Source organism: Terriglobia bacterium, from assembly GCA_020073185.1.
Classification (GTDB): Bacteria; Acidobacteriota; Terriglobia; order Terriglobales; family Acidobacteriaceae; genus JAIQGF01.
The window spans coordinates 32,845-52,675 of record JAIQFT010000003.1; the positions used below are offsets into that span (position 1 = coordinate 32,845).

The 19,831-nt window shown below is 62.3% G+C and carries 18 protein-coding genes; 2 read left to right on the forward strand and 16 right to left on the reverse strand.

Annotated features, from left to right (window positions below; translation table 11 throughout):
• Positions 1-208: 208 nt before the first annotated feature.
• The gene (locus LAN64_01240) at positions 209-1,528 is read right to left on the reverse strand and encodes an adenylosuccinate synthase (protein ID MBZ5566452.1); all 1,320 of its coding nucleotides are present in this window, start codon (positions 1,526-1,528) and stop codon (positions 209-211) included.
• A 202-nt stretch (positions 1,529-1,730) separates the two neighbouring features.
• Between LAN64_01240 and mutM the strand changes: the two genes are divergently transcribed.
• Positions 1,731-2,624, forward strand: a complete 894-nt coding sequence (gene mutM / locus LAN64_01245; protein ID MBZ5566453.1) for a bifunctional DNA-formamidopyrimidine glycosylase/DNA-(apurinic or apyrimidinic site) lyase — start codon at positions 1,731-1,733, stop codon at positions 2,622-2,624.
• Between the two features lie 356 nt (positions 2,625-2,980).
• Positions 2,981-4,036: an ROK family protein gene (locus LAN64_01250; GenBank protein ID MBZ5566454.1), complete on the forward strand. Its 1,056-nt coding sequence runs from the start codon at positions 2,981-2,983 to the stop codon at positions 4,034-4,036.
• On the opposite strand, the gene hisC is transcribed toward LAN64_01250, so the two are convergent.
• The 15 genes from hisC to LAN64_01325 all read right to left on the reverse strand — a co-directional run bounded on the left by hisC (position 4,033) and on the right by LAN64_01325 (position 19,771).
• Positions 4,033-5,169 carry a histidinol-phosphate transaminase gene (hisC, locus tag LAN64_01255; protein MBZ5566455.1) on the reverse strand — a complete coding sequence of 379 codons (1,137 nt, stop codon included), beginning with the start codon at positions 5,167-5,169 and terminating at the stop codon, positions 4,033-4,035. The two genes, LAN64_01250 and hisC, sit on opposite strands and share 4 nt — an antisense overlap.
• A 106-nt stretch (positions 5,170-5,275) precedes the next feature.
• Entirely contained in the window at positions 5,276-6,103 is an 828-nt protein-coding gene (locus LAN64_01260; GenBank protein MBZ5566456.1) for an rRNA pseudouridine synthase, read from the reverse strand.
• A 220-nt stretch (positions 6,104-6,323) separates the two neighbouring features.
• Entirely contained in the window at positions 6,324-7,565 is a 1,242-nt protein-coding gene (locus LAN64_01265) for a SpoIIE family protein phosphatase (GenBank protein MBZ5566457.1), read from the reverse strand.
• Positions 7,566-8,093: 528 nt separating this feature from the next.
• A complete protein-coding gene (gene scpB, locus LAN64_01270; protein MBZ5566458.1) occupies positions 8,094-8,888 on the reverse strand; it encodes an SMC-Scp complex subunit ScpB in 795 nt (264 codons plus the stop codon).
• Positions 8,889-9,064: 176 nt separating this feature from the next.
• Complete coding sequence (locus LAN64_01275) at positions 9,065-9,895, reverse strand: segregation/condensation protein A (protein MBZ5566459.1); 831 nt, start codon at positions 9,893-9,895, stop codon at positions 9,065-9,067.
• The gene (locus tag LAN64_01280; GenBank protein MBZ5566460.1) at positions 9,888-10,199 is read right to left on the reverse strand and encodes a hypothetical protein; all 312 of its coding nucleotides are present in this window, start codon (positions 10,197-10,199) and stop codon (positions 9,888-9,890) included. Before LAN64_01280 ends, LAN64_01275 begins: the two co-directional genes overlap by 8 nt.
• 143 nt (positions 10,200-10,342) lie before the next feature.
• A complete protein-coding gene (gene trpS, locus LAN64_01285) occupies positions 10,343-11,386 on the reverse strand; it encodes a tryptophan--tRNA ligase (GenBank protein MBZ5566461.1) in 1,044 nt (347 codons plus the stop codon).
• Positions 11,386-12,024: a site-2 protease family protein gene (locus tag LAN64_01290; GenBank protein ID MBZ5566462.1), complete on the reverse strand. Its 639-nt coding sequence runs from the start codon at positions 12,022-12,024 to the stop codon at positions 11,386-11,388. Before LAN64_01290 ends, trpS begins: the two co-directional genes overlap by 1 nt.
• 168 nt (positions 12,025-12,192) lie before the next feature.
• Positions 12,193-13,017: an acyltransferase gene (locus tag LAN64_01295; GenBank protein MBZ5566463.1), complete on the reverse strand. Its 825-nt coding sequence runs from the start codon at positions 13,015-13,017 to the stop codon at positions 12,193-12,195.
• Between the two features lie 74 nt (positions 13,018-13,091).
• Entirely contained in the window at positions 13,092-13,688 is a 597-nt protein-coding gene (locus LAN64_01300; GenBank protein ID MBZ5566464.1) for a hypothetical protein, read from the reverse strand.
• Positions 13,685-16,201, reverse strand: a complete 2,517-nt coding sequence (locus LAN64_01305) for an AsmA family protein (protein MBZ5566465.1) — start codon at positions 16,199-16,201, stop codon at positions 13,685-13,687. The genes LAN64_01300 and LAN64_01305 overlap by 4 nt, the downstream gene beginning before the upstream one ends.
• Positions 16,201-16,893, reverse strand: coding sequence for a signal peptidase I (lepB, locus tag LAN64_01310; protein MBZ5566466.1), 693 nt, complete (start codon positions 16,891-16,893; stop codon positions 16,201-16,203). Before lepB (LAN64_01310) ends, LAN64_01305 begins: the two co-directional genes overlap by 1 nt.
• A gap of 105 nt (positions 16,894-16,998) precedes the next feature.
• The gene (gene lepB / locus LAN64_01315; protein ID MBZ5566467.1) at positions 16,999-17,826 is read right to left on the reverse strand and encodes a signal peptidase I; all 828 of its coding nucleotides are present in this window, start codon (positions 17,824-17,826) and stop codon (positions 16,999-17,001) included.
• Positions 17,826-18,626: a ribonuclease III gene (gene rnc, locus LAN64_01320; GenBank protein MBZ5566468.1), complete on the reverse strand. Its 801-nt coding sequence runs from the start codon at positions 18,624-18,626 to the stop codon at positions 17,826-17,828. The genes lepB (LAN64_01315) and rnc overlap by 1 nt, the downstream gene beginning before the upstream one ends.
• Before the next feature lie 188 nt (positions 18,627-18,814).
• Positions 18,815-19,771 (reverse strand): hypothetical protein, encoded by a 957-nt coding sequence (locus tag LAN64_01325; GenBank protein ID MBZ5566469.1) that lies wholly within the window; start codon positions 19,769-19,771, stop codon positions 18,815-18,817.
• Positions 19,772-19,831 lie beyond the last annotated feature (60 nt).

A 19,831-nucleotide genomic window follows, 5' to 3' on the forward strand; every position in this document is an offset into this window, starting at 1 on the left:
GCGGATCGTCCCCACCGCCGCAGCCGGGATGAGCCCATTCTGGATAGAGCGTGTTTCAAAAATGGGTTCTTTGAAGGGGCCCGGCTTCAGCCGGGCCGCTCCGAGCCCCAAAAACACGGGGCCTTAGCCCCTGAGGGAATTGGGTGTTACCCTCAAAATGGATTCTTGAAACAAGCTCTAGCAAACCGCCAAAGCCAAGAGCTAAAAGCTAAGAGCCAAAAGCCTCCAGTTCCGCCGCGAATCCCGCTGTGATCATGGTCTGCTCGCGTCCCGGGCCGGTGGAGATCATCCCGGCTGGCGCCCCGCTTTCTTTTTCGATGAACGCCAGGTACTCGCGCGCCTTGGTCGGTAGCTTGTCGACCGACGTGGTACCCTCGGTGGATTTGCGCCAGCCGGGCAGGGTTTCGTACACGCACTCGATCCTTTCGTATCCGCAGGCCTGCGCCGGAATTTCCGATGTCTTCTTGCCATTGATCCTGTACCCGACACAGACTGGGATCTCGGTCATTTCGTCCAACACGTCGAGTTTGGTCACCACCAGCCACGAGATCCCGTTAATCATGACCGAATAGCGCAACAGCGGCAGATCAAGCCAGCCGCAGCGCCGTGGGCGTCCCGTGACGGCGCCGTATTCGGTGCCTTTCTCGCGGATCGCATTGCCGATTGCGTCGTGCAACTCGGTGGGAAAGGGGCCTTCCCCGACGCGTGTGCAGTACGCCTTGGTGACACCGATCACCATACCGATGGACGTCGGCCCCACACCGGTTCCGATTACCGAGCCGCCGGAGGTCGCGCTCGACGAGGTCACGAACGGATACGTGCCGTGGTCAATGTCGAGCATGGTGCCCTGCGCCCCTTCGAACATCACAGCCTCGCCGTGCGCGATCGCCTGGTTGAGCAGCGAGGCGGTGTCGCACACGAACGGCGCGATCCGTCGCGAGGCCCTGGCGTACTCGCGGAACATTTCTTCGGGATCGAGCGGCTCGGAGTTGAACAGCGCGTGCGCAATCATGTTCTTCTCGCGGCAGGCGTTTTCGATGTGCGTCTTCAGCAGCGAGAGGTCGAGCAGGTCGGCGACCCTCAGCCCGCGCCGCCCCATCTTGTCCTCGTACGCCGGGCCGATGCCGCGCGAGGTGGTGCCGATCTTTACCCTTCCGGGCGCGTTCTCTGCTGCCAGCTCGATCATTCGATGGTAGGGAAGAATGACTTGCGCGCGGTCGCTGATGAACAGGTTACCGTCCACGCGCACCCCGGCTGCTCGCAGCGCGTCCACTTCCTTCAGCAGCGCGAACGGATCCAGTACCACGCCATTGCCGATAACGGCGCGGCAGCCTTCGCGCAGGATGCCGCAGGGCACCAGTTGCAGGATGAAGCGCTGGCCGTTGATGGTGACCGTGTGCCCGGCGTTGTGCCCGCCGGCATAGCGCGCCACCACGCTGAAGCGCGACGAGAGCACGTCCACAATCTTGCCCTTGCCTTCGTCGCCCCACTGGGCGCCCACTACCACCGCTGTGTTTGGTTGCCTCAACTTTTGCCTCGCGTGCGAGCGGAATGCGCACACTGACGGCGGCGCGGACTTGCTTTAGGCCTGAAATTACCGGGATTTCGCCAGCCGAAGGAGTGTACAGAGAATCTTAAACGTAGCAATTAGCAATTAGCAATTAGCTTTTAGCCGCGGCGTCTTGGTTGCAGCGCTCCACCTGCTAATCGCTAATTGCTATTCTTTCTACATGCCCGAACTTCCCGAAGTCGAAACCGTCGTCCGCGGTTTGCGCAAAACGGTGGTTGGAGACCTCATTGAGGACATATGGCTGAGCGGTCGCAGGCAGCCGCTGAAGTCCTCGCCCGAAGAGATCGCCTCGGTGCTGATGGGCGCGCGCATTGTCGGCGTGCGCCGCATGGGCAAGCACATCGTCATTGATTTGGTGATCGGGAGACCTGATGATCGGGTGATTGAAAGGCGGGGGCGCGGAAGAGAGTTGAAAGTTTCCTCCAGATCCCCAGATCGCCAGGTCACCAGATCGCCCGATTCTCACTTCATCGTTCATCTCGGCATGACCGGACGTCTGCTCGTGGTCACGCCCGACGCGTCCCTGGCCAAGCACACGCACTTGGTCGCGCGGCTGAAGTCGGGCAGGGAACTGCGCTTCGTGGATTCCCGCATGTTCGGCAAAGTGGCGGTTGTCCGCGAGCCGTTCGAAACCGCCGGGATGGAACCGCTCGACATCGGCTTCGAACGATTCGCCGGTCTTTTTCGCAAGCGCAAGACGCCGATCAAGAGCGCGCTGCTCAACCAGAACCTGCTGCGCGGCATCGGCAACATCTATGCCGACGAGTCGCTCGCCCGCGCCGCCATTCGTCCCCGCCGCCGCGCTGCCACGCTCACCCGCGCCGACCTGCACCGCCTCTACGAATCCGTGCAGCAGGTGCTGACCGAAGCCATTGCCGCCGGCGGCTCGTCGGTCTCCGACTACGTGAATTCCGAGGGTGAGCCCGGCTTTTTCCAGTTCCAGCATCGGGTGTACGGCCGCGAAGGCGAGCCATGCCTGACGTGCGGCATCACCATCAAGCGCGTGGTTATAGCCGGTCGCAGCAGCCATTACTGCCCGAAGTGCCAGGAGTAGCTCTTAGCTATTATTTGCGGATACGATTGCCATTCTGTCTGTTGATCCATCATTTCCATTTTGGTGTGTCATCCCGAGCGAGCGTAGCCGACTCTGAGCCCAGCCGAGAAGGATGGAGCGCGAGTCGAGGGACCTTGTGTTTTCCGGAACGAACCCAAGGTCCCTCGACTCCGCTTGGCCTCGACTCCGCTCGGCCCTCGCTTCGCTCGGGATGACATCGCGCGTCGTCGTGGGACATTAGCATGCAGGCATCAATAGCCTCGTTCACAAGAACCGTTTTCAGCCGTGCCGCCGGGACAAGCTAAGAGCTGATAGCTAAGAGCTAATAGCCGGGAGCTTGTTCTAAAATGTCAGCCATGCCATCCTTCGCCATTGGAGTGGACCTGGGCGGGACCAACCTGCGCATCGCCGCCGTGGACGAGCAAGGCGCGTTGCTCGAAAAAGTGACCCTCGGCACGCAGGTGGCGCGCGGGCGCGATCACGTCATCGCCGAAATGTGTGACGCCATACGCGAGCTGTCGGCGAAGTTCAGCCGCGCCGGGCACATGATCGGTGCCGGTATCGGTGTCCCCGGCATCATTGACCAGCGCACCAGCATGCTGCGCGAGTCGCCGAACCTCCCCGGCTGGCACAACTACCCGGTGCGCGACGAGATTGAACGCCGTCTGGGCGCGCCCGTGATCCTGGAGAATGACGCCAACGCCGCCGCCATGGGTGAAGCCTGGCTGGGCGCGGCGCGCGGCATGGACTCCATGTGCATGATCACCCTCGGCACCGGCGTCGGCGGTGGCATCGTGCTCAACGGGAAGATCTGGCACGGCATGACCGGCATGGCGGGCGAGGTCGGGCACATGACCATTGATCCCGGCGGTCCGCACTGCAATTGCGGCAACACTGGCTGCGTCGAGCAATTCGCCTCGGCCACGGCAGTGATGCGCATGGCGCGCGAAGCCATCGCCAACCGTGGTGCGCCGCAACTGGCGCGCGCCGCCAACGCGTCCGATGTCGAGTTCAGCGCCAAGGTGGTTTACAACCTCGCCATCCAGGGCGACCGGCCCGCACGCGACATTTTCAACCGCGCCGGGTGGGCCTTGGGAGTCCTGATCGCCGACCTCGTTAACATGCTGAACCTGAACATGTACGTGATCGGCGGTGGGGTCGCGGCCGCGTGGAGCGTCTTCAGCCCGGCGATGTTCGATGAGGTGCGCAAGCGTTCCATGGTTTACGTTGCGACCGCCCCGGTGGAAGCAGTGGCGCCGCCCGCGGGCGCCTCGGCGGACGCGGCCGCCGAAACCACGGGTCAGTCGACGGTCATCACGCGCGCGCTGCTGGGCAGCGACGCCGGACTCTACGGCGCCGCGCGCCTCCCGATGATGACTGGCGAGAAATCGGCAAATCGGCAGATCGCTTAGTGGCTGCCGACTACCACTTTCTCCAGCACCTTGCGCATCACCGCCACGCACCTCCGGTTTTGTTCCGGCGTGCCCACGGTGATGCGGATGGCCTGCGGCGCGCCCCATCCGCCGCCTAATGGACGGATGATCACGCCCTCGTCCTGCATGCGCTTGCCCACGGCGGCCGCGTCTTCGCCGACCTCGGCGTAAACGAAATTCGCCCATGTCGGCACCACGCGAAATCCCATCTCGCCGATTTTCTTCGACAGGTACTCCACGCCGGCGGCATTGTTCTCCAGCGTCCTGCGAATATGCTGCTCGTCCTGCATGGCAGCCATCGCGCCGGCCTCGGCTATGGCGGTCACGGAAAATACGGTCTTCAGGCGCGCGCAATACGCAATCTGCTCCGCCGGGGCGATGCCGTACCCGATCCGTGCTCCCGCCAGTCCGTGCGCCTTGGAAAACGTCCGCAGCACAACGACGTTCCGTCCCTCGCGCACGTATTGCAGCGAGTGCGTGTACTCGGCGCCGCGTTGCCGCGCAAAATATTCCGCGAAGTCGCAGTAAGCTTCGTCCAGCACCACGCACACGTGCTCCGGGACCTTGCTCATGAACCGGTCCAGCTCTGCCGGGGTGAGCAGCGTGCCGGTGGGATTGTTGGGATTGGCAATGAACACGATGCGCGTATCGGGGTTAATCGCTGCCATGATCGCGTCCAGATCGAACCTGTCCGTGCGCATCGCCACCCGGATCAACCGTCCTCCAGGTCCTTCGGTCGCGATCGGGTAAATGATGAACGAGCGCTCGCTGGTGATGGCGTTCAGCCCCGATGCCAGCAGCGTCCGGCCGAGGGTGATGAGAAACGAAGTCGTCCCCGCGGTAACTAAGATGTTTTCCCTGCCGATACCGTGCAGCGTGGCCAGGCGCTGCCGCAGCCCGCTGACCTCGTTGTCGGGATAAAGATTGGCTTCCTCAACGGCGCGCCGCATGGCCTCCACCGCCTGTGGCGACGGCCCGAAGGGATTCTCGTTGGACGCCATCTTGATGCAACGCACGCCGCTCTCCTTTTCCGCCTGGTGAATGGATTTTCCGGGAACGTAGCCGCCCAGAGCACGAACGTGTTGCGGAACCAGCCTCTCGAATTTGCTCATGTGTCTCCGATCTCAACCGCTGTCCGTAGTTTCGGGTTTCTAGTTCCTAATTCCAGAATCCGACTTGCGGCCCGGCCACCAGAAACTAGAAACCAGAAACTCGAAACTAACGTCTGACCGTCGCCTTCAAACGTCCCACCTCCGTCGGCGTGAGCGGCCGGAATTTTCCGGTCTCCACATCCAGTTCCAGTGGCCCGTAGCGCACCCGCTTGATCTTCTCCACGTGGTGGCCGACCTGCTCGAACATGCGCCGGATTTGCCGGTTACGCCCTTCGATCAGCGTCACTTCGTACCACGGGTTCGCCGCTTCCCTCAGCAGGCGAATCCTGGCCGGCGCCGTCTTCACCGCCTTCTCCCGTGGTTGCCCCACCCTCGTCTTGCCCGAGGGAGACTGCCCCGAGCGCAGTCGCGGGGGCGAGACAGGGTAGGTCTTTTTCTCTCCACGACGAAGCCCTGCCGGCAGCACGATTCCGCGCCGCAGCTTCTCAATCGCTTCCTCCGGTGGTGTGCCGCTCACTTTGACCCAGTATGTCTTGGGTACGTGCGTCGAGGCGTGCATCAGCCGCGCGACCAGCGCGCCGTCGTTGGTCATCAGCAGCAGGCCCTCGCTCAGGTAATCCAGCCGCCCGACCGGATACACGCGCGCTCCGACGCCCCGCACTAGATTCATTACCGTGGGACGCCTCTCCGGGTCGGTGACGGTGGTCACGTAACCCTTGGGCTTGTTCAGAACTAGATAAACGTGGCGCTCGCGGCCGTGCAGCAGCTTGCCGTCCACCCGGATGTGGTCGCGCTCCGGATCGGCCTTGCTGCCCAGTTCGGATACGATCGCGCCGTTCACCGACACGCGCCCGGAAGTGATTAGCTCTTCCGCGTGGCGGCGCGACGCGATTCCGGCGGCGGCGATGATCTTCTGCAGTCGTTCAATAGCCATGCAGTTCATTAGATGAGTTTTCCCGGCACGCGTCCAGCAAAAGCTGCCCCAAGGCGCCGGGGGTCGATGGTCGATGGCAAAAACCGGTCGACGTTCGACGGCAGAGCAGATGGTTTTCGGCGGTTTTCGGTGATGGGCAACAAAAGCAGTCTGGGGACGAAGGCGTGAACGCGAGGTCTTGTGTGGCCATCGCAGCGGTCGGAATCTGTCGGCTAGGCGCTTACCGGGAACGGCCAATGATCATCGTCAGATCATCGTGGCGCTCGCCGCACCGAAACTCTTCCACAATTTGTTCCACCCTTTCCAATAGGGACGCAGCCTCCAGATTTTGGTTCTGGCGCAGAGCGCTGAGGAGCCGGGCCTCGCCAAACTCCTCTCCATTTTTGCCGCTCGCCTCGGTAACCCCGTCAGTGTACATGCTCACAATATCTCCTGGTTCGATTGGCGTTTCGACGATTTCCCCTTCCCACTGGGGGAATAGACCCAGCACCGTCGCAGTCGCGTCGAGCCGCTCAACGCCGCCTCCATGGCGCAACAACAGAGGCGGACTATGTCCGCAATTGACGTATCGCAGCTTTCGTGTGTGGTCGTTGTAGCAGCCGAAGAAAACGGTGACGTATCGCTCGATCTCTGTGTGCTTGTGCAAGTGGCAGTTCACCGATGCCAGCAGTTGGAGAGGGTCACTGGCGCCGAGAGCACACTGCGCTTGCAGACTCCCTTGCAGATTGGCCATGAGCAGCGCGGCCGCTATCCCCTTCCCGGATACGTCCGCCAGCACAAACCCGACATTCCCCGGCGCGATCGGCAAGAAATCGTAGTAATCCCCTCCCACCGTTCTTGCCTGAACACAACGTCCGCAGTAGTCGAGCGTCCGCAATGCAGGCATCTCCTGCGGAAAAAGCCTGCTCTGCACCGTACGTGCACGGTCGATCTCCCGCAGCAACCGTTCATCTTCAGTTAATTCGGATACGTCCAGTTTCCAGAGGTTGACCTCGGGAGCCAGGCACTCCACGCCGGCCTGGTCCTCGGTTGTTCCCGAACCTACCCAGACTACCTGGAAGGGCGCGGTCCGGTCGGCAACATGAATTTCAATGACCTGCCCTAAATTCAGTTTTGCTTTGAGGCTGCCAAGGTGTGCTCCCGAGACTGACACATCGATAGTACGGCCAAGCTGCAAAGTGTGGTCATTACCCGGCTGGCATAGGCGTACAAGGTATTCAACTTTGTGGCGCTTATCTCGACGCTCCGGCCTCTTGTGGAGCTCAAAAGTCGAATCGCTGAACCTGCGTATTTGCTTCACGCTGTCCAGAAAAGCGCCACACTCATCCTCAGTAGCGAATGGGCCAAACTGCGTTGCGCGGTGCGCAAGAGGGGAGCCCGAGCGGGGACTCTCGATGATGTACCACTCGAACCTGTCGGACGCCTGCCGCCCCGTGTTGCATCCGGTCACATCCAAACCCATAACAGCTCCGCAAAGAATTCATAGCCGGCCTTCCTTCAATCACCGCTTGACCCTTGGCCCTAGGACTAAGGATGGCAGTGGGCAGACCGCACCCCGGGATTGTCATCGGCAATCGGGGCTTTCATACTGCCTGCGGCTCCGACACGGGAATAGCGGCGCTCCCTGGAGCCCGTCCAGTTGGCATTATTCGCGTACGCAGTGAACGAAGCCTGTACCGCAATACCAGAGGTACCACGCATTCGAGGAAAGGTGGTCGATTACCCGCGTCCACTGAAAAGCCGCGCAACCATATTGGGCCTCGTTCCAAAACAGGCATCCAAGCTTGCCGGCTGGGGGGAACGCTTCAGAATGGCCAGGTCTCCGAAAATTGGGCCGACATCCCGCTCGGCCAAATCGGGAGCGGACGGTGGCAAGTCGGGACCCCACGACGCCCAGCCTGCCCGGCCTCACGATCCGCTACCGCATCGAACTGGGCGACGCGTCCCATTAGGCTCCCTTTCGTCGCCCGCGGAAGCGGTTCGAATCAGATCAGGGTTCGACTTCAGGTGCGGTCGGCGCCGCGGAGGGTTGCGGCGGTGTCTCCGATGATTCGGTGGGTGCTTCCACCTGAACGTTGTCGGCGGGCTCGTGCGAATCAGGTACCGGCGCTTGTTCGCCCGCTGCCATGGGCTTCTCTTCGCCGGCCGGGACAACCGCCCCGTCCGTAGGCGCCGCCGGTTGGAACAAATCAGTCTGTCCTTCGCCCGCCAACGTCTCGAATTCCTCCAGGCTGGGCAGCTCGCCCACATCCTTCAACCCGAAGCGCAGCAGGAATTCCTTGCTCGTCTTGTAGAGGATTGGCCGGCCGATCACCTGCTTGCGTCCCGCGGTGGTAATCAGCTTGCGGTCGAGCAGTGTAGCCAGCACGCCGCTGGTATCCACGCCGCGAATTTCCGAAATTTCCGGCGCCGTCACCGGCTGTTTGTAGGCGATTACCGCCAGCGTCTCCAGCGCCGGCAGCGACAGCCGCATCGGTGGCTTCAGGTTCTTAGCGAAGTGGCGCACGATGTCGTGATGCTCGGCCTTGGTGCCCATGCGATAGCCGCCGGCCACCTCGCGCACTTCCACTCCGCGATCGCCATTCGCGCAGTCGGCGATGAGTTCCTCGATCGCGGCACGCACCCGCTTCTTGACCTCGGCGTCGAGCGCTGAACCCTCCAGACCGGCAGCGCTGAGCGCGTTTTCCGCGATCACCGAGTCCTTGAGCACGAGCGCGATCTGCTCCACCGTCACTGGCTCCTCGGCGGCGTAGATGATGGCTTCGATCTGTCCTTTAATAGCCATTGCGAATCTAACTACCACTGGCTTGACTGCGCTCGGTACTGGAGCCGTTTCGTCTTTTTGTGTAGCCGATGTCATCCCGAGCGGGGGAGGGCTCCCGCGCGTTTTTTCCAGCGCGAGAAACCCGAGTCGAGGGATCTCGGTGTTTCCTGTCTCGGCTACACCAATTCTGAAACTAACTATTTCCAGTCGTCGCGCATCGCCGCCGCTCCGCCCTCCCCGAACACCGCGTCGAACATTGTATTTTTCTTCACGATGATGTCGGAGAAAACCTTGTCCTGGCGCAGCAGGATGGCCTGCAGACGCACCATCTCCAGCAGCGCGAGAAACGCGCAGATCAGCGCCGGTCGCGATTGCAGCGCGCTCAGCACCCGCTTCAGGCGCATGGGGCGGTCTTCGATCATCAGCCGCTGGCGGAAAAAGTCCATCATCTGGGCTACCGTGACGCGCTCCTCGTCCACGTCAATCACCGGCCTCGCTTTCGCGCGCTCCACGATTTGCTGGAACACCCTGACTAGGTCCACCACGTCGGCGGCCAACTCAGGCTCCGCTCCGGGATCGTCCTTGAATTCCTTCAGCGCCGGGTTGGACCATACCGCGTCTTCGATCTGCGATTTCTGCAGCAACATCTGCGCCGCCGTCTTGAAGCGCTCGTGCTCCAGCAGCCGGTTGACCAGCTCCATCCGCGGGTCTCCCTCCTGGTCTTCGGGCGCCGACGGATCCCGCGGCAGCAGCATGCGCGACTTGATCTGGATCAGCACTGACGCCATGTAAATGAACTCGGCGGCCACGTTCACGTCGAGCTGCTTGATCCGCTCTACGTACGCCAGGTACTGCGCCGTGATCTGCGCGATCGGAATGTCGTAGATGTCGATGTCCTGCTTGCGGATCAGGTCGAGCAGCAGGTCGAGCGGCCCGTCATACACCTCCGCCACCGAGACTGCGAATGGGAAGTCGCTGTCACGCGTGTTCGGTTTTCTCGTCGGCTCTGATGGTTGCTCGTTATGCATAACGGACAAGTAACATCCACGCAAGTCCCAGACCGCCTAGATCACCGAACAATCTATACACTTCCCTGTCGGTTGTTTCTTCGGGTGGAGCGTTCAGAACCGCCTGAAACATTTCAGGGCGCGTTCCGACCCGGTGCAAATTGTTCCAAGACATGCCGGCAGCAAGTGCAACAAAGATCCAATGCGGCCTCATTCCTAACCACCAAAAGGCAAACCAGGCAAAGCAACCAGCTACCATGCCGTCTACGACGGCCGCCAAAAGAACATCAGCATGCTGCGCGAGGCGTCCGACGCGGATCGACACGAACAAATATCGAGCTATGAGTTCAGCTATGGCTCCGGTCCATAGCGACGCAAGAAGAACCAAAGGATATGCCAGCAAGCCCTTAAGTGTCATAAAACATGAGCCCACCGCTCAAGAGATTGTGCCCTCTGTGGTTACGGTCCCTATTTCGCGCCAACCCTGTTGGGCGCCGGTTCACATTCCCTCGTCAGTCCCATCGACTGGCGCACCTCGCTCATGGTGGCATCGCAGATCTTGCTGGCGCGTGCGCCCCCGGCTTCGATTACGTCCCACGCTAACTTCGGATTTTCCTCGTACTTCCGCCGCCGCTCCTGCATTGGCGCCAGCACGCTGACCAGCGCGTCCGCCGCCCAACTCTTGCACTCGATGCATCCGATCCCGGCCGTGCGGCACCCGGCATCCACCTTCGCCAGCGTTTCTGGGCCGCTGAAAATCTTGTGCAGATCGCCGACCGGGCAAACATCGGGATTGCCGGGATCGCTGCGCCGCACCCGCGCTGGATCGGTCACCATCGTCTTCAGCTTCGCCCGCACCGCCGCTTCGGGATCGGTGAGCATGATGGTGTTGCCATACGACTTCGACATCTTGCGTCCATCGGTGCCCGGCAGCTTGGGCGTCGGCGTCAGCAGCGGCTGCGGCTCGGGAAAGACTGCCCGTTTCCCGGCGTAGAACATGTTGAAGCGGCGCGCGATCTCGCGTGTCAGCTCGACGTGCGGCACCTGGTCTTCGCCGACCGGAACGTAATCCGCCTTGTAGATCAAAATGTCGGCCGACTGCAGCACCGGGTAGCCGAGAAATCCGTACGTCCCCAGGTCCTTCTCCTTGATGTTCTCGCGTTGCTCTTTATAGGTCGGCACGCGTTCCAGCCATCCCAGCGGCGTGATCATGGAAAGCAGCAGGTGCAGTTCCGCGTGCTGCGGTACGTGCGACTGGATGAACAGGGTGCAGCGCTCCGGCTCCAACCCGGCGGCCAGCCAGTCCAGCAGCACCTCCAGGGTGTTCTGTTTGATGCTGGAAGTGTCGGCGTAATCGGTGGTCAGCGCGTGCCAGTCGGCGACGAAGAAGAAGCACTCGTAGCTGTCCTGCAGCTTTACCCAGTTATCCAGCGCGCCCACGTAATTGCCTAGGTGGAGCTTGCCGGTGGAGCGCATGCCGCTCAGCACGCGCGGTTTTGTTTGCTGAGCCATCAGATTCCCGACAAAAGATACTTGAAAAACTGTATGAACGGGTACTCGAAGACACCAATCACTCTTCCGCCTGCCAGGAACAATAGCAGGATTCCCACATACCCGATCATGTCGTACACCCGCCTGCCCGACTCGGGCAGCAGGTGGCGAACGACGTGGCTGCCGTCCAGCGGCGGAATCGGGATCAGGTTAAACGCCGCCAGCAGAATGTTCACATTGATGAAGGCTCCGCAGAGCAGCACAAGGGGCTCCAGGACAGAATCCGGTCCGCGGCTGCCTAACCGCGCCACCACGAATAATCCGAACACCGCAATGATTCCCAGCATGATGTTGCTGGCCGGTCCAGCCAGCGAGGTCAGAATGTCGTCTCGGATCTCATGGCGAAAGTTGCGCGGGTCCACCGGCGTCGGCTTCGCCCAGCCGATAAAGCCGATGTTCGAAAGCATCCCGAGCAGCGGTACCAGCACCGTGCCGATCGGGTCCACGTGCTTGATCGGGTTCAGCGAGATCCGTCCCAGCATGCGCGCCGTCGGATCGCCGCACTGATTTGCCGTCCAGGCGTGCGCCGACTCGTGTACGCAAATGGCGAACACAAAGGCAATGATCTGATACAGGATTTCTACTTGCGAGCGATTCATGCGGATACTGCATGGATGGTATCACGCCGGAACGAGCATTTACCGGGCCGATTGGCCCAATCCATTGCGAGTGTTCAGTGGCTAGTGGCCAGTGGCCAGCAGCGCCGGCAACTCTTGCACACTGACCACTGTTCTTACGTTCTACCTTCTGACCACTGGCCACTGGTATTACGTTCCCGACTTCCGCTCGGCCGCCGGTTGCAGCTCCGGCGGCGCAATCGTCTTCACCTTCGCCGTCTTGGCTGGAATTCCGACCACGATGTGATAGGGCTCCACATTCTTCGGCACCACCGCCATGGAGCCCACCAACCCATGCTCGCCGATGTTGACTCCGCTGAGTACGGTGGCGTGATACGTGATGCGCGCCTTGGGCCCGATCTCGGTTAGCACGTTGCTCACCAACATGCTGTCGTTCAGGTCGTGCGAGTGCGAATAGATGTTGGCGTAATCCGATACCGACGAACCTTCGTGAATGATGATCTCGCCGCGGTCGTCCAACAGCACGTACTTATGAATGACGCAGTTGTCCTCGATGGTCAAGTTGTAGCCGAAGGAGATCTCCACTCCGTGAAAAATCTTCACGTTCTTGCCGAGGTGCTTGAGCACGTGCGACGCAATCATGTACCTCATGCGGAAGCCCAGCCAGTGGTTCAAGCCGAGCGGCGACCGGTCAAACATCATCCACAACCAGATCAGCGGCTTGCGCTCGGCGTACTTGGCGGCGTCCATGTCGCCGTAGTATTCCGGTTCGAGCGTCGCATTACGCGGATCGAAGCCGTACAACTGCGCCAACTGCGCCGGCGAGTGCCTCGCCGGGTCTGGTGCCTCGTACTTCCGCCCGAGATAGATCTCGTGCAAGGTGTCGCGCACGATTACGTTGCGGCGCTCGACATCGCGGTCCTGGAAGTCTCGGTCCAGCCGCTCGATCCAGCCCAGAAATGTCTTCTCGGCTTCGGGCGTGGGCGTCAGGTTGCGGTACTCGAAACGCTGCATAGCGATTGGATGTCCTTCGCGCAACAGAGCCGCAGGCTATTCCAGAGAGTGTAAACGCGAGTGGCCTCGGGCCGCTACTTCTGTGTGAGCATGAGCTGGTGGTCGCCCACGGTGGCGATGTCAATCCGCGCCGGCAGGGCGAAGACGCTGTCCAGTCCGACCTCGGGATGCTTGGGGCGGATGTAGCGGTCGAGGAAGAACTGCAACGCCACGCGCGGCACGGTGACGCCGTCAATGTCGATGGAATCAATGTGGACGCGCCCCTTACGGCCGCTGCCCGAGGCGTGCGCCATCGCGTGTACATCGTGAATACCGCTGAACAACGACAGCAGCGGGTTCGGCGTTTTCGACTGCGCCGTGATGGCGTCGAAATCCACCCGCGCGGCGGCATTCACGACGCCGTTCTGCGCCGCGAATCGCGCCGAGCGCACGCCTACCGGAAGCTGTACCTGGCCCGAATTGAGGTAGGCATTGATCTCGCGCTCCGTGAGCACGGTCGGCGTCTGGTCGGGCGGATGGCGGCGCGCATTCTCTTCGACGTGACGAAACTTGGCCTCGGCGCTGGCGGCGGCAGCGTTGTACATCGCCTGCGTAGCGGAGGCGGCGGATGGTTGTTGCGCACCCGCAGAGCTCGGCAGCAGAACAAGAACGAAGAAAACGGCAATCTTCATGGCTTGATCGCGGCTCTTTGCGTCGGAGGCACCTCAGCGGACGTGACGCGCGGTTTTTCCAGCGTGCCGCTGACGTCGTAAGCCTTCGTCTTGCCGCGCATCAGCCTTAGTCCGAGCTGCCGATCGAGAGCGGCGGTTCCGCTCACCACATAGATGCCCCCGGGGGTCTCCATTTTGCTCGGCTTGAAGGTGAATTGATTGTCGGCAAGCGCCAGCTCACCCTGGAACTGCCGGAATTTCAGCGGCGCTGGCGCATCGTTCAACGCCAGGTGTGCCAGGCTGCCATCGTGCCAGTCAAATTTAACCGTCGCCAGCGCGGAAGCGCGCAGCGCCGCCGCGTCCCACCCGGTAGCGGTGACGTGATACGTCGCATTGGCTCGGCCCGTTGCCCAGGCATCACGCATGAGCGCCGCGAGCGCCGCCATGGACGCCTGCTGTAACCTGCCATGGATGGTATAGGCCGGCTGTGCAGCGCTGAAGTCCGCGCGCAGTTCGCCCGTCGTAGATCCGCCCAGCACCTCGGCATGCAGGTTGCGCAACGTCAGCACGCCCGACTCCAGCCGGACATCGGCGCTCGCCTGCTTTGCCGTGAGCGTCTTCACCTCAACGCGTCCCGCCGATACTTTGCCCACCGCGTTCACGATGGCCAGCAGCGCCGGCTGCGATGGGTTCCCGCCGATGAAGGCGTACCAGGGCCGCTTCTGCGCGCGCGGATTCAGCAGTCGGTTCAGCTCGTCGGTGGAGAAATGGTCGGCGCGCAACTGGAACGCGATGGCGCAAGGGCCGGACGGGCACGCGCGCGGCACTTGCAGCGACCCGGTGAAACTCAGGTGCGTGCCGGTGAAGCTGGCGGCCAGGTCGTACACCGCCGCCGCGTCCGGCGCCAGATGCAGCGCAGCGCTGGTCACCTGCAGTGGCGCGGCGATGCCGGGAATTGCCGCCGTCACCGTCCGCAGAAGCAGATTTCCTGTGACCACCGGAGCCGCGAATCGGCTCCACTTGCCGGCCACTTGGATGTCCGTATTCGCCAGCCCGGTGATGGTCGCCTCGGGCGCGCGCACTCCGAGCGCATGCGCCACTTCCAGCAGCCGCTTGACGCGCGCCTCTCCCTGCAGAGCAATGTTGTAGCCCTCGTGCGAGAACCATGCCTGCGCTTTGGCGCGCTCGGCGCCACCCAGGTCGACGGGAAACGCGCTGACGCGCAGCACTGTGTCGGAAGGCACGCTCATGCCGGCGCGTTTTCCCGACGGCGCCGCGGGAACACCCCACACCAGTTCAAGCTTGCCCAGAACCAGCGGAGCGCTCATCGATTTCGAACTCAGCTTCAGCCCGGACGTAGCGCCGGTCCCCTTCCACCATCCGGCCCCGTCGCAATTCTTGAAATCAAATGCGGCGTTGACCGTCCCGTTCGCCTGCAAGTCTTCCGGCAGGTCTTTCTTCATGCGCAGCGCCAGCGCTATCAGGCCGGATGCCGGCAGATCCCTCGCCGTGACTGCCAGCGCGTAGCTTCGCAGCGGCAGAATCCCGGCGATGCCGCCGTAGACCTCTACCGCACCCGGACCCGCCGGCGCACGGCAGGAGATGTCGGTGAGCTGCTGCGTTCGGGTGCTGAATGCTGCGCTGCAATGCGCTGCCAGGCGCAGGGGGCCTCGTGTTCCGATGTCGTAGCGCCGGAAATCGTCCACCGACGCGTCGCCCGCGATCTTAAGCGCGGCGGGCGTGCCGCGCAATGTGGCGGAAACATTTACCGTGCCGCGCCAGCCGCGATCGCGTCCGTAGATGACGGTCGTGAGCTGCCCCAGTTGGGCGCGCTTGAGCACGACGCGCAGGTCCAGCGGCGTGTCGGTGAGGGTCGAGCCACGCTGGATCGTGCCCGAAACCCCGACGCTACCGGTGTCGCTCAAGTTCGCGTCGGTGCGCACCGGGCGCGCCTCCAGTTCAAGCTGCCAGACGTCTTCCGAGGGCAGCGACAGCGCGAAATCGGCATTGCTCAAGGCGTAGACCGTCTTTTCCTGGCCCAGCTTCAGGTTGATGCGACCGCCCGTCGCCTCGATGTAGGGGAAGCGGGGGCGCACTTCGGCGATCCTTTTGCTCGTCGGCGCCGTGGGAATCTGGCGAGCCCGCTCCAGCAGCGGTTCCAGGTTCCAGTGACCGTTGCCCGCGCGCACCAGGTTCAGGCTCGGATATGACAAGCTGAGTCGCGCAATTTCCAGCCGCCCGCGCCACAGCGACGTCAGCCGCAGCGTGGCCTTGACCTGGTCCGCATGCAGCAGGGGCTCGGCACTGTAGTCCGGATCGTCCTGCACCACCAGCCGTTCCAGCACCAGCCCTGGATAAGGAAACAGCCGCAGGTGGGCTGCACCGACGCTGACTGGCCGTCCCAGCGCGCGGCTGAGCGCGTCGGCAACTCGCAAGCGATATCGGCTGACGTTGATCAGCGGCACCAGGAAGATCGCGACCACAAGCAGGATTGCTGCCGCCGCGATCGTCCGCCCCTTGATGTAGCGCGACATCAGCGCACCAGTCTCAGCATGCGGTGCCAGCGAGTCAGGTCGAAAAAGTGGATCAGCACGCGCGCCATGAACGCCAACCGGTCGCCGATGCCCGTCTTCAGGTATTGTCCGGCTGGCGTTTCAAACGACCAGTAAATGAACATCGGGCGGCCAATGATGTTCTCCCGCGGAATGAATCCCCAATAGCGGCTGTCGTAGCTGACGTCGCGGTTGTCGCCCATGGCAAAGTAACGGTTCGGCGGCACCACTAGTTCGCCGTTCTCGATGGAGTTGCTCATCGCTAGGTGCCAGTCGGGCGTGACCGAGTTGGCCTCGCCCGGCGGAATGGCGGGAAAATTATCGCGATACAGGTTATAGCTTCCGTTATGGATGACGTAGGGCTCGTTCAGCTTTTGGCCGTTGCGATAGACGGCGCCGTCCTGCAGGTGAATGCGGTCGCCGGGCTGGCCGATAATGCGTTTCACCACGTACAGGCCCGGTTCGGCGGGCGAGAGGAAGACCACGATGTCCTGGTCCTTGACCTGGTGGTACGGGATCAGCGGCATCCAGCGCGTTTTCGGGCCCATGGTGTCGCGGTCCACGAATACGTGGTCGCCGATCAGCAGCGTGTTCTCCATCGAACTGGAGGGAATCTCGAACGCCTGCAGGCAGAAGGTAATGATAAACAGTCCTACCGCCAGCACCAGCGCCATGGACTGTATGAATTCCGCCTTGGTCTCGCCCTTCTTTTCCTGAACAGGCGGCTTTTCGATTTCGACGGCTGCTCTTGCGTGCTTCGCCACGTGCCTCCGGTCGGCTCAGCGCACCACGCGGAAGGCGCGGTCCCAGCGCGTCTCCTGCACGAAATGCGTAATCATGTAAGCCAAGCGAGTGAGTTTACCATCCTCGTCGTGCGGCCCGGAGTACGGCTCCGGGTTCCGGAACGACCAGTAGATCAGCAGCGGCCGCCCGATGATGTTACCGCGCGGCACGAATCCCCAGTAGCGGCTGTCCAGACTCTCGTCGCGGTTGTCGCCCAGCACGAAATACTGGTCGGGCGGGACCACCAGTTCGCCTCCGCGCACCAGCGTGCGCAACCGCAGCCACCATCGCGCTTCCACGTTGGCCGACAGATAGTTCAGATCGGGGAAGTCATCGCGATAATAGTCGCGCACCGGTGAGCGGTACAAAACGTACTTCTCCTTCACTGGCTTGCCGTTCACCCAGACCTGCTTGTTGATCAGCCGCACGCGATCGCCCGGGGTCGCGATCACCCGCTTCACGAAATGCTGCGCTGGGTGCACCGGATAGCGGAACACGATGATATCGCCGCGCTGGATTGGCGAATAGGGAAGCAAGCTCCCCCAGTGCCCTCCGCTGGCGTAATGCACCTTGTCCACCAGCAGGTAATCGCCGATGAGCAAGGTGTTCTCCATGGACTCGGATGGAATCTGGAACGCCTGCACAATAAAGGTAATGACGAACACGGCGATCACCACCGTGCCGGCCAGCGACTGCACCGACCCCAACCATCCCGTGCCTGCTTGAGGAAGGCGTTGCTGTGGGACCGAGCTGTTGGCTTGCTCGGGACCGGGCGCCATCGACGCCGCCGGCTCCGCTGCGTGATCGAGGGTCCCCGGCGGCACTACGGCTCCGCTGGCTGGCTCCGGCGCGCCGACTTCGGACTGGGATTGTCCAGACTGCGTAAGTACTCCAGTGCTTTGCTGGCCGCGCCCTGCTCGGCCTGTTTCTTGGTAAGACCCTCGCCGCGGGCGGCAATTTCCGGTTGCTGGTGTTCGCCATGGGTGCGCACACGAGCTTCCACGGTGAACGTCTTCTGATGCTCCGGCCCGCGCTCCTTGACCAGCACGTAAGACGGTTGCGACCAGCCCATCGAGTGCGCCGTCTCCTGTAATGCCGACTTGAAGTCGTTTACCGGCAGCAGGTCGCCGCTGCCCTTGGCCATCTGCTCCAGTTCCGGCTCCAGAATCTCGTCCAGAATCAAGGCCCGGGCCTTCTCCAGTCCCGCGTCCAGGTACATGGCCGCGACCACCGCCTCCAGCGCGTCCACCAGCAGCGCTGTCTTGCTGCGTCCGCCGCTTTTATCTTCCCCCCGCCCCAGCCGCAGATAGCGTCCGATCTGCAACTGCTTGGCGGCGCGGATCAAGTGCTTCTCGCTAACCAGGTATGCCCTCAACTTCGACAGCTCGCCCTCGCTGAACTGCGGAAAACGCTGGAAAAGCTCCTGGCTGGTGACGAACCCGAGCACGGCGTCGCCCAGGAACTCGAGCTGTTCGTTATCAGGTACGAAATTCGGCTCGCCGCCGTTCCGGGACTCCGCCTCGCGGGCATGCGAACTGTGGGTCAGCGCTTGCTGGAGAAGTTCAGGACGAGAGAAATGATGGTCCAGTGCTTCTTCCAATGCACCGATGTCTCGCGCTTTCATATCGACCGTTGCGTCCCAAGCATCAGATAAACTGGCCCCTCATCCCACCACACCGCTGCGTAGCCGATGTCATCCCGAGCCAGGGACGGCTCCCGCGCGTTTTTTCCAGCGCGGACAACCCGAGTCGCGGGTTCTCTGTGTTTCCTCTCTCGGCTACACCAATTCTGAAACTCCTCTGGTCTTCGCCTTTACTGCTGCGGCGGCTTCGCAGCCGGCGGTAGGCTGGGCGTTGGCGACGTTGGTGCCGGTGTCGCGGCCGGCGGTGGCGCGCTCAGCAGTTTTTGCAGCCGATCGCGCTCCATCTTCGCCAGGTTGTTGGCCTGCGGCGCATCCGCCGAGTACTGCACCGCCTTGTTCGCAGCGTCCAGCGCCTGCTGGTATTTCTTCTGCTGGTCCAACGCTACCGACAGCCGGAGATACGTTACCGGGTCCGGCTGCGCATTCAGTTCCGCCGACTTGCGCAGGTTGGTTTCCGCCGCGGGATAGTCCTTCTTGACCATGGCCACGGTGCCGAGCGCGTCATACGCCATCGCTCGCATCGAACTCTTGAAAGCCTGCACTCGCTCCGGCGGCGCATTGGCCGGGATCAGCAGGTCGGTATCGATGGTCTCCAGCGCCTTGTTGGCGTCCTTGACTGCCTCGTTCAAGCGCTCCTCGCGATCAAGATCAGTCTCCCGCGTGCTCTGCGCGGTAACCGTGGCGAAGGTCACCAGCCCCTCGGGATTTTTGGGATCGATGGCCAGCAACTTCTTCGCCATTTCCACCGTCTTGTCGCCGTTGTTGGCGTTCTGGTAGTCGTACATTGCCTTGCGGTAGATCAGCGCCCGCAGCTCGCTGTCCGGATACTTGGCGGCGAAGGCCTCGGCGGCAGCCTCCCCGGCGGCCGGCCCCGTTGCGGCGATGGCGTCCTGGTAGGCCTTGTATTCCTCCTGCGACTTCGCCTGCGGCATGGCTTTGCCGCCCTGGCTCATTTGCGGGGGCGGCGTCGGGGCGGCTGGCTGGCTCTGGGGCGGGTTTCCCATTTGCCCGGATTGCCCCGGGTTGACCGTCGGCGACTTAGGGTTGGCCGGCTCTACCTTCCCCTGCGCGAGCGCGGTCGTGATCGCCGCGCCGATAAAGACCGTCAGCATGAACAAGCGCTTCATTATCCTTTTCTCCTCAGCCGGCGCGGACCGTCGCCTTGCACGGCTCCGCCGCCGGAGAAC

Coding starts and splice junctions, on each gene's coding strand:
- hisC (MBZ5566455.1), bottom strand. CDS start 5,169: ATGAGCAAATTCGAGAGGCTGGTTCCGCAACACGTTCGTGCTCTGGGC.
- LAN64_01300 (MBZ5566464.1), bottom strand. CDS start 13,688: ATGAAGATTGCCGTTTTCTTCGTTCTTGTTCTGCTGCCGAGCTCTGCG.
- lepB (MBZ5566466.1), bottom strand. CDS start 16,893: ATGGCGCTGGTGCTGGCGGTAGGACTGTTTATCATTACCTTCTGCCTG.
- LAN64_01325 (MBZ5566469.1), bottom strand. CDS start 19,771: ATGAAGCGCTTGTTCATGCTGACGGTCTTTATCGGCGCGGCGATCACG.
- LAN64_01290 (MBZ5566462.1), bottom strand. CDS start 12,024: ATGAATCGCTCGCAAGTAGAAATCCTGTATCAGATCATTGCCTTTGTG.
- scpB (MBZ5566458.1), bottom strand. CDS start 8,888: ATGGCTATTAAAGGACAGATCGAAGCCATCATCTACGCCGCCGAGGAG.
- rnc (MBZ5566468.1), bottom strand. CDS start 18,626: ATGAAAGCGCGAGACATCGGTGCATTGGAAGAAGCACTGGACCATCAT.
- LAN64_01305 (MBZ5566465.1), bottom strand. CDS start 16,201: ATGTCGCGCTACATCAAGGGGCGGACGATCGCGGCGGCAGCAATCCTG.
- LAN64_01265 (MBZ5566457.1), bottom strand. CDS start 7,565: ATGGGTTTGGATGTGACCGGATGCAACACGGGGCGGCAGGCGTCCGAC.
- LAN64_01250 (MBZ5566454.1), top strand. CDS start 2,981: ATGCCATCCTTCGCCATTGGAGTGGACCTGGGCGGGACCAACCTGCGC.
- LAN64_01295 (MBZ5566463.1), bottom strand. CDS start 13,017: ATGCAGCGTTTCGAGTACCGCAACCTGACGCCCACGCCCGAAGCCGAG.
- trpS (MBZ5566461.1), bottom strand. CDS start 11,386: ATGGCTCAGCAAACAAAACCGCGCGTGCTGAGCGGCATGCGCTCCACC.
- LAN64_01260 (MBZ5566456.1), bottom strand. CDS start 6,103: ATGGCTATTGAACGACTGCAGAAGATCATCGCCGCCGCCGGAATCGCG.
- LAN64_01275 (MBZ5566459.1), bottom strand. CDS start 9,895: ATGCATAACGAGCAACCATCAGAGCCGACGAGAAAACCGAACACGCGT.
- mutM (MBZ5566453.1), top strand. CDS start 1,731: ATGCCCGAACTTCCCGAAGTCGAAACCGTCGTCCGCGGTTTGCGCAAA.